The 8,444-nt window shown below is 65.7% G+C and carries 8 protein-coding genes; 2 read left to right on the top strand and 6 right to left on the bottom strand.

Annotated elements, in window-relative coordinates:
* Positions 1-220 precede the first annotated feature (220 nt).
* From ACYP33_RS27155 to ACYP33_RS27130, 6 genes are all read right to left on the bottom strand, one after another.
* Positions 221-1,306: a porin gene (locus ACYP33_RS27155; RefSeq protein ID WP_414442783.1), complete on the bottom strand. Its 1,086-nt coding sequence runs from the start codon at positions 1,304-1,306 to the stop codon at positions 221-223.
* A 684-nt stretch (positions 1,307-1,990) separates the two neighbouring features.
* The gene (locus ACYP33_RS27150; protein WP_459624586.1) at positions 1,991-2,770 is read right to left on the bottom strand and encodes an ABC transporter ATP-binding protein; all 780 of its coding nucleotides are present in this window, start codon (positions 2,768-2,770) and stop codon (positions 1,991-1,993) included.
* A gap of 17 nt (positions 2,771-2,787) precedes the next feature.
* A complete protein-coding gene (locus tag ACYP33_RS27145; RefSeq protein ID WP_414442781.1) occupies positions 2,788-3,501 on the bottom strand; it encodes an ABC transporter permease in 714 nt (237 codons plus the stop codon).
* Positions 3,498-4,187: an ABC transporter permease gene (locus ACYP33_RS27140; protein WP_414451230.1), complete on the bottom strand. Its 690-nt coding sequence runs from the start codon at positions 4,185-4,187 to the stop codon at positions 3,498-3,500. Before ACYP33_RS27140 ends, ACYP33_RS27145 begins: the two co-directional genes overlap by 4 nt.
* A 174-nt stretch (positions 4,188-4,361) precedes the next feature.
* Positions 4,362-5,138, bottom strand: coding sequence for an ABC transporter substrate-binding protein (locus tag ACYP33_RS27135; RefSeq protein WP_459624585.1), 777 nt, complete (start codon positions 5,136-5,138; stop codon positions 4,362-4,364).
* 417 nt (positions 5,139-5,555) lie between these two features.
* Positions 5,556-6,116, bottom strand: coding sequence for a periplasmic heavy metal sensor (locus ACYP33_RS27130; protein ID WP_459624584.1), 561 nt, complete (start codon positions 6,114-6,116; stop codon positions 5,556-5,558).
* 232 nt (positions 6,117-6,348) lie between these two features.
* Here ACYP33_RS27130 and ACYP33_RS27125 point away from each other — a divergent pair, with 232 nt between their 5' ends.
* Both ACYP33_RS27125 and ACYP33_RS27120 read left to right on the top strand, forming a co-directional pair.
* Positions 6,349-7,074: a response regulator gene (locus tag ACYP33_RS27125; protein WP_414442777.1), complete on the top strand. Its 726-nt coding sequence runs from the start codon at positions 6,349-6,351 to the stop codon at positions 7,072-7,074.
* Positions 7,058-8,371 carry an ATP-binding protein gene (locus tag ACYP33_RS27120; protein WP_414451233.1) on the top strand — a complete coding sequence of 438 codons (1,314 nt, stop codon included), beginning with the start codon at positions 7,058-7,060 and terminating at the stop codon, positions 8,369-8,371. Before ACYP33_RS27125 ends, ACYP33_RS27120 begins: the two co-directional genes overlap by 17 nt.
* The last annotated feature ends 73 nt before the right edge of the window (positions 8,372-8,444 follow it).

Raw genomic sequence — 8,444 nt, 5'->3', positions numbered from 1 at the left:
GAGCGCCGCCTGCGCTGTCGTCACGCAAAACGCCAACGGCCCGGTGATCCGGGCCGTTGGCGTTTTTGTGTCCGTCTCGGCGGCATGCGCGAAGTGAAGCCCGGCGCGCCAATAAAAAACGGTGCGATACCCGTTGGGGTACCGCACCGATACGCGCCTCTCGCAGCAGCGTGAAACTGAGGATCTTGGTATATCGCTGGACGCCGTCAGGCGCCGGCGATCAGAACAGGTGCTGAATGCCGGCGTAGACACCCGTTTGCGAGCCGCCCGGATGCGGGTTGCCGGTTGCCACTGCCGTGCCCGACGGGTTCGCGTTCAGGCCGAAGTTGGCCGTCTTGCTGTTGCGCAGCGTGGCAGCCTGGATGTCGAGCAAGGTGCGCTTCGACAGGTTGTACGAGCCGCCGATCGTGTAGATCGTCGCGTTGCCGCCGCCGTTGTTCGCGTTCACGTGGTACACCGCCGCGATGATCGCCGCTGCCGGCGTCGCTTGCCACGTCACACCGCCCCAAGCCTGTTGCGTCGACGTGATGCCGGCGTTGCCTGCCGGGCCGGCGCTGTCCGCATGCGACGTCTGATAGGCCGCTTGCAGCTTGAAGGCGCCGAGGAACACGTTCGCGCCGATGAAGTATTCACGCGAGTTGTTGAACACGTCGTCGAACTTGCCGTTGACGCCATCACGCGTTTCGTCGAACAGGCCACGAATCTGGAACAGCGAGTTCGTGTAGGTCACCTGCAGGCCATCGCTGCGGCCTTGGCTGCCGGGTGCGCCGGAGCCGCCGTTGAAGGTCGATTGGTTCGACAGCGAGTACACGCCGTAAGCGTCGAAGCCGTAGATGTTCGGCGATTGGTACGAAATGTTGTTGCTGGTCTTGTTCCAGTTACGACCGCGCACCAGCGATGCCGTCGACCAGTTCGACTGGCCGAACGGATCGAAGTCCCACACGCCGTTGGCGATCGCGAGTTCGCGACCCAACAGCAGCGTACCGTATGCGTCGTTCGAGATCCCGACCGTCGCAAAACGATCCCAGATCGTGCCGCTGGTGCCCATGTTGCCGTTCATGGTGTTGAATGCGCCTTCGAGGTGGAACACCACCTTGTTGCCGCCGCCGATATCTTCGGTGCCCTTGATACCCCAGAGGCTGGTGCCCCAGTCGCCGCTTTCCGCGCGGACCGTGTGACCGGCTTGGCCGCCGTTCAGGTATTCGAGCCCTGCATCCAGACGACCGTACAGCGTCACGCTGCTTTGCGCATGCGCCGCCACTCCGGCAGTCATCAGTGCTGCCGCGAGCAATGCTTTCTTCATCATCTCCTCCATACCCTGTCAAAAAGTCAACCCACCAACTGCGCACATGCCGGATGTTTGGGATGCATCCGGTCAACATGGGATAACCAGAGAGACCGCGTGCGATGCCGGATAGGCACTGCCTGGCGTGCGGACTAACCTCTTTGCAGGCCGTTTTGCCGGTTGGGCAAAGCCGGGGTCTCCTGTTGTCATGAAGCTAAACTACATTTCACGACTTTCGTTTTGCTACTTTGGTTACTAATTTAGCAAAAATACACTTTGGTGGCGACGAAAATCGTTGTTTGACTAGCTGATGTCGCCAAATTGCAATAAACGCTGCCCGGGACACCGCCTAAACGGTGCCAAAAAATAAGACAAGTCCTTGCCGGATAAGGCGTTCATGGATTTCCGGGAGGGGGGTCAAGGATTGCCACTATTGACGCCCGAATACGGCGGGCGTAATTCGATCAGGACCAGGAATCGTTAGCTATCCGTAAAGAAATGACGACGATTTCATGCGCGGCACGAAAATGTTTAGTTGTTTTTAATAAACGAGTGCGCGGATTCACGTTGGCGGCAAGCGAACGTGCGCGGGCAACGTGAAGCGAACGAGGCGCAGGGGAGGCGAGTGAGGCGGGGAGCGCCGGCAGCGCGGCGCGAAACGTGTCGCGCGCGATGCCGGCGTGAGCGGGTGCTCGGGGAAAGAACTTACTTGAGGCTGCCGGACAGGAACTGCTTGAGACGTTCGCTGCGGGTATTGCCGAATACCTCGGCCGGTGCGCCTTCTTCTTCCACGCGGCCCTGGTGCAGGAACATCACGTGGTTCGACACGTTGCGCGCGAAGCCCATTTCGTGCGTGACCACGATCATGGTGCGGCCTTCCTCGGCCAGCTTCTGCATGACCTTCAGCACTTCGCCCACGAGTTCCGGGTCGAGCGCCGAGGTCGGCTCGTCGAACAGCATGACGTCGGGATGCATCGCCAGCGCGCGGGCGATCGCCACGCGCTGCTGCTGGCCGCCCGACAGGTGCGACGGGTATTGCTTCTCGACGCGCGGCTGCAAGCCCACCTTCTCGAGATATTCGCGGGCGCGCTGCTCGGCCTCGCGCTTCGACAGCCCGAGCACGTTGACCGGCGCTTCCATGACGTTTTCCAGCACGTTCATGTGCGACCACAGGTTGAAGTGCTGGAACACCATCGCGAGCTTGGTGCGCACGCGCTGCAACTGCTTGGTGTCGGCGGCCTTCAGCGCGCCGCCCTTGTCCTTGGCGGTGCGTACCTCTTCGCCATCGACGAAGATGCGGCCGGCGTTCGGCTGTTCGAGGAAATTGATACAGCGCAGCATCGTGCTCTTGCCCGAGCCGGACGAGCCGATCACGCTGATCACGTCGCCGGCATGCGCCTTCAGCGAAACGCCCTTCAGGACTTCGTTGCTGCCGTACTGCTTGTGGAGATCGTCGACGAAAAGCTTGTGCATCTTGGAATTCATCAGGAGTCCTCGCGCCTTTATTTGCCTTGCGGGCGCAGGTAGGCGAGCCAGCGTCGCTCGGCGCAGCGGAACAGCCACACCAGCGTGAACGAGATCGCGAGATAGAGGAGCGCGGCGATGCCGAACGCATGGAAGGACATGTAGGTGGCCGAATTGACGTCGCGCGCGATCTTGAGGATGTCGGGCACGGTGGCGGTGAAGGCCACGGTGGTCGCGTGCAGCATCAGGATCACTTCGTTGCTGTACAGCGGCAGCGCGCGGCGCAGCGCCGACGGCAGGATCACGCGGCGGTACAGCGTGAAGGTCGACATGCCGTACGCACGCGCGGCCTCGATCTCGCCGTAGTTGGTCGCCTTGATCGCGCCGGCGAAGATCTCGGTGGTGTACGCGCAGGTGTTCAGCGTGAACGCGAGCAGCGTGCAGTGCATGCCGTCGCGGAAGAACGCGTTGAGCATGGCCGTGTCGCGTACCACATGCAGGCTGTAGAGGCCCGTGTAGCAGAGCAGCAACTGCACGTAGAGCGGCGTGCCGCGAAAGATGTACGTATAGAGCCACACCGAGCCCGACAGCCACTTGCGCTTCGACACGCGCGCGCAGGCGAGCGGCACCGACAGGCAGAAGCCCAGCGCGATCGACACCACCAGCAGCCACAGCGTGATGGTCACGCCCGTGAAGCGATACCCGTCGGTATACAGGTAGTTGCGCCAGTATTCCTGAATCAGTTCGATCATAGGTCAGCCTTGCGGACGCCGGCGGAGTAGCGCTTTTCCAGCCACATCAGCACGAAGTTCGAGATCGTCGTGATCGCGAGGTAGATCGCCCCCGCGAGCAGCGTGAAGAAGAAGAAACGCAGCGTGCCCTTGCCCGCGTCCTGCGACGCCTTGACGACGTCGGCCAGGCCGATGATCGAGACCAGCGCGGTGGATTTGACGAGCACCTGCCAGTTGTTGCCGATGCCGGGCAGCGCGAAGCGCATCATCTGCGGAAACATCACCCGCGTGAACACCTGCCAGCTCGACATGCCGTAGGCCGCGCCCGCTTCGAGCTGGCCGCGCGGCACCGAGAGGAACGCGGCGCGGAAGGTTTCGGTGAAGTAGGCGCCGTAGATGAAGCCGAGCACCAGGACGCCGGCCGCGAACGGGTCGATGTCGATCTGATCCCAGTTCATCAGGTCGGTGAACTGGTTCAGCCAGATCTGGATGCTGTAGAACAGCAGCAGCATCAGCACCAGGTCGGGCACGCCGCGGATCAGCGTGGTGTAGAGCGTGCCGATGCCGTGCGAGATGCGGTTGCGCGAGAGCTTGGCGCCCGCGCCGAGCAGCCCGAGCACGAACGACAGCGCCAGCGACAGCACCGCCAGCTTGACGGTCTGCCAGGTGCCCGAGAGTATCAGCGGGCCGTAGCCGGAAAGAAACATATGAGGTCCTTGACGGCGCATCGTGTGCGCCGCGAAAGACGCGTGCCGCAGGTTGGCGGCGCGCCCCGTGCTTGTGTGTCGGGCTGCCCGGTGATTCCGCCGGGCGGCTTTCGACTTCCTCGTACCGGGCGGGCCGCGCTGGGTAGCGCGGCGGCCGCTCCGGCCGAAACGTGGTTACTTCGCCGAATACACGCTGAACGAGAAGTACTGGTGCGACAGCCTGTCGTACGTCCCGTCCTGGTGCATCGCGGCGAGGGCGGCGTTGATCTTCGCCTTCAGATCCGTGTCCTCCTTGCGCAGGCCGATCGCGGTGCCGTCACCGATCGTCTTCGGATCCTTCACTTCGGGGCCGGCCCACGCAAAGCCCTTGCCGCGCGCCGTGCGCAGAAAGCCGTAGTCGGCCTGCAATTCGTCCTGCAGCGCGGCGTCGAGCCGGCCCGTCCCGAGATCGGTGTAGACCTGATCCTGGTTCTGGTACGGCACGATCGTCACGCCTTGCGTTTCCCAATACGTCTTCGCGTAGGTTTCCTGCGTGGAACCCTGCTCGACGCCGACCCGCTTGCCCTTCAGCGACGCCACGCTCGGCCGCAGCGGCGAACCGGCCTTGGCGATCATCCGCGCGGGCGCGTCGTACAGCTTGTCGGAGAAGTCGATCTGCTCGCGGCGCTTGTCGGTCACGGTCAGCGACGACACGATGATGTCGAACTTGCGTGCCTTCAAGGCCGGGATGATGCCGTCGAGATCCTGCGCGACCCACTTGCAGCGCACCGCGATGCGCGTGCAGATTTCCTTGGTCAGGTCCACGTCGAAGCCGACGATGTCGCCGTTCTGCGCGACCGACTCGAACGGCGGGTAGCTGGCGTCGACGCCGATGCGGACCGTCTTCCATTCCTTCGCGAAGGCGCTGCCCGCCATCAGGGCGAGCGCTGCGCACAGGGCGAGCTTGTTCATCTGTTTCCTCTTGCGACGCTGACGGGCCGGCTGCTGCCGGTCGCGCGCCGGCCGTATTCTAGACAGCCAAAATTCGGTCACGGCGGCTTCGGCGCGCGGTCGGGCAAGGCCCGGCCGGCCAAAAGCGCGGTATTTTACCCGAGCCGGCGGCGAGCAAGGTCGAATCGGTGCTCGGGAGTTTGCCGGGGTGCCGGAAGGCGGCGCGGGGGCCGGTGCGGCGGAGCGGGTGGCGGCGCGAATCGGCCGCAATGGCGGACGATGCCGCCCGTAGGCGGGGCAATGCGCGGACATGGCCGACAACCTGCCGGCGCATGCGCGGGACGCGCAAAAACAACGAAACGGGGCGGCCGCGCAAGCGGATCGCCCCGTTTTCGGGTTCGACCGGGGCCGCTTCGACCCCGGCCGGATGCCATCGACTTACTGCGCCGGTGCCGAAGCGGCGGCGGCCTTCGCTGCATGGCGATTCGCCCAGTGCGCCTTCATCTTCTCGTGGCGCGCCTTCATCTTGGCGAAATCGGCCTTCAGCGCCGTGCTGACCTGCGTCTTCTGCGGGTCGGTCAGGCCGTCGTAGAAGGCCAGCCAGGCTTTTTCGGTCTGCTGGTGCAGTTGGGCGTTCTGCTGGAACACCTGCTCGCGCGCGGCCTGCATCGCGTCGAGATCGAGGATCGGCTGGCTTTGCGCGGCGTCGAACTGCGTGCGCGACTGCTCGAAGTTCTTGCGCATCGCGTCGCGGTTCTGCTGGGTGGTGGCCTCGGCCGCCTGGTATTGCTGTTCCTGCGCCGGCGTCAGCTTCAGTTGCGCGTGCAGACGCTTGAACACTTCCAGCGGGCCGCCGTGGTGGCCGTGATGATGCATGCCCGGGCCGCCGTGCGGCGCGTCGGGCGGCGGTGCCGAGTCGGCCGCGTACGCGGCGGCGCCGAAGGCGAGGGCCAGAACGGAGGCGGCTGCGATAGCCACGCGGGACGTCTTCTTATACATTGCGATGACTCCTGGTCGAATGGGATCGTCGACACGGCGGGGCGGCCCGGCTGGCGCCGCCTGTTTCCGCATCGGGTAAGACGCAGCGTAGCCAAGTGCCTCGGACACCGTGTTACGTCGGGCCTGCCCGCGTTTACCGGGCATTACATCTGCCTTGCGCGGTAATTCGCAGTAACCCATTCGCGAAGATGTTTCAGCCGCCTTCCCCAACCCGCACGGTAAACTTCACGCCATGACTACCCAGATCCTCATCGTCGACGACGACCAAGAACTGCGCGACTTGCTGCGCGACTACCTCGTGCGTCAGGGCATGGAGGTGTCGGTGCTGCACGACGCCGCCTCGCTCGAAAAGCGCCTCGAGCGCGAACGCCCCGACCTGATCGTGCTGGACCTGATGATGCCGGGCGTCGACGGCCTGACCGCGCTGCGTCAACTGCGCGCGGCCGGCGACGACATCCCCGTGATCATGCTGACGGCGCGTGCCGACGACGTGGACCGCATCGTCGGCCTCGAACTCGGCGCCGACGATTACCTCGGCAAGCCGTTCAACCCGCGCGAATTGCTGGCGCGCGCCCAGGCGGTGCTGCGCCGGCGGCGCGCCACGCCTTCGGCGGCGGCCCCCGAACAGCGCGAGCCTTATGCGTTCGGCCGCTTCGTGCTCGATTTCCAGGCGCGCACGCTGTCGGTGGACGGCAAGCCGGCCACGCTGTCGAGCAGCGAATTCGCACTGCTGAAGATTTTCGTCAACAACGCGCTGCGCACGCTCACGCGCGAGCGCCTGCTCGAACTGCTGCACGGCCCGGAATACGACGGCACCGATCGCGGCATCGACGTGCAGGTCTGGCGTTTGCGGCGGATCCTCGAAAGCGATCCGTCCACGCCGCGCTTCATTCAGACGGTGCGCGGACGCGGCTACGTGTTCGTGCCCAACGGCGAGGCCCATGCGCAGACCCATTGATTCGCTGTTCGGGCGGCTCGCGCTGCTGGTGGTCGGCGTCCTGCTGCTGTCGCATTTCGCCTGGTATCTGGCGATCCGGCTCGACCGCAGCGAAACCCAAACGCGTTACGCCGTGGAGGAAGCGGCGTTCCTCGTCGATGCCGTGCGCCAGCACGTCGAGCGCACGCCCGACCTGCCGCTGCCGTCGCGGGTGCGCCTGGTGCCGTCCGACAGCGCCGACGTGCCGCCGGACGATCCGGACAAGCCGCCGCCGCTGCGGCGCTTCATCGAGGACCTGCGCGAACACATGACGCCGGGCACCGTGGTGCGCATCGGGCCGCCCGGCAAGCCGCCGATGCTGTGGGTGAAGGAACCGACCGACAAGAACTGGATCGTGGTGCCGGCGCAGCCGCTGCACCCGCGCCGTTCGCGCGACCGCATGCTGCTGTGGCTCGGCATGATCTTCGCGGCGGCCGTGATGGCCGCGCTGTTCGCGGCCTGGCAGCTTCAGCAGCCGCTGCGTTCGCTGGCGCGCGCGGTCGGCCGTTTCGGCCGCGGCATGCCGGTGCCGCCGGTGCGCGAGAAGGGGCCGCGCGAGCTGCGCCAGCTCACGCGCGGCTTCAATCAGATGGTGGAGCAGGTGTCGCGGGCCGAGAACGACCGGGCCGTGATGCTGGCCGGCGTGGCGCACGATCTGCGCACGCCGCTCGCGCGCATGCGCCTGCGTGCCGAGATGATGGACGACGCGCGCTTGCGCGACGGCGTGGTGCGTGACGTGGATTCCATGTCGCACATCGTCGATCAGTTCCTGGTGTTCGCGCACGGCGGCGTCGATCGCAGCGAGGTGGTGGCGGTCGATCAGGCCTGCGAGCGGATGGCGCGCACCTATCGCGCGGTCGCGCCCAACGCGGCGCCCGTGGAAATCGCGGTGGCGGCCGGGCCGGGCTTCCGGCTGCCCACCGCCACGCTCGACCGGATCCTCTCGAACCTGCTCGACAACGCGCACGCCTACGGCGCGCCGCCCGTGCGGATCGCCACCGAACGCACCGCGGAAGGCTACCTGCTGACCGTCAGCGATCACGGCAAGGGCATCGCGCCGCGCGATCTCGCCGACGCCACGCGGCCGTTCGTGCGGCTCGATCCGGCGCGCGGCGGCAATGGCCACAGCGGGCTCGGCCTCGCGATCGTCGAGCGGCTCGTGCAGCGCGTGGGCGGCCAGTGCCGGATCGGCAATCAGGAGCAGGGCGGCTTGCGGGTGGCGATGGAGTTTCCGTTCGGCGCAATGCCGAAACCGGAGCGGGAGCCGGCGGACGCCTGACTTGGCGTGACGGGAAGCGGGAGTCCGGCCGAATCAGGCGGCAATGCCGCGGGGAGCGGCGCGCAACGCGGCA

Source organism: Burkholderia sp. 3C (genome assembly GCF_054589155.1).
Note: the sequence above shows the minus strand (reverse complement) of the source record. Positions and strands in the feature narration are given on the sequence as shown.

Excerpts from the sequence above, each read along its gene's own strand:
- ACYP33_RS27140 (WP_414451230.1), bottom strand. The coding sequence starts at position 4,187 with ATGTTTCTTTCCGGCTACGGCCCGCTGATACTCTCGGGCACCTGGCAG.
- ACYP33_RS27125 (WP_414442777.1), top strand. The coding sequence starts at position 6,349 with ATGACTACCCAGATCCTCATCGTCGACGACGACCAAGAACTGCGCGAC.
- ACYP33_RS27130 (WP_459624584.1), bottom strand. The coding sequence starts at position 6,116 with ATGTATAAGAAGACGTCCCGCGTGGCTATCGCAGCCGCCTCCGTTCTG.
- ACYP33_RS27155 (WP_414442783.1), bottom strand. The coding sequence starts at position 1,306 with ATGATGAAGAAAGCATTGCTCGCGGCAGCACTGATGACTGCCGGAGTG.
- ACYP33_RS27145 (WP_414442781.1), bottom strand. The coding sequence starts at position 3,501 with ATGATCGAACTGATTCAGGAATACTGGCGCAACTACCTGTATACCGAC.
- ACYP33_RS27135 (WP_459624585.1), bottom strand. The coding sequence starts at position 5,138 with ATGAACAAGCTCGCCCTGTGCGCAGCGCTCGCCCTGATGGCGGGCAGC.
- ACYP33_RS27120 (WP_414451233.1), top strand. The coding sequence starts at position 7,058 with ATGCGCAGACCCATTGATTCGCTGTTCGGGCGGCTCGCGCTGCTGGTG.
- ACYP33_RS27150 (WP_459624586.1), bottom strand. The coding sequence starts at position 2,770 with ATGAATTCCAAGATGCACAAGCTTTTCGTCGACGATCTCCACAAGCAG.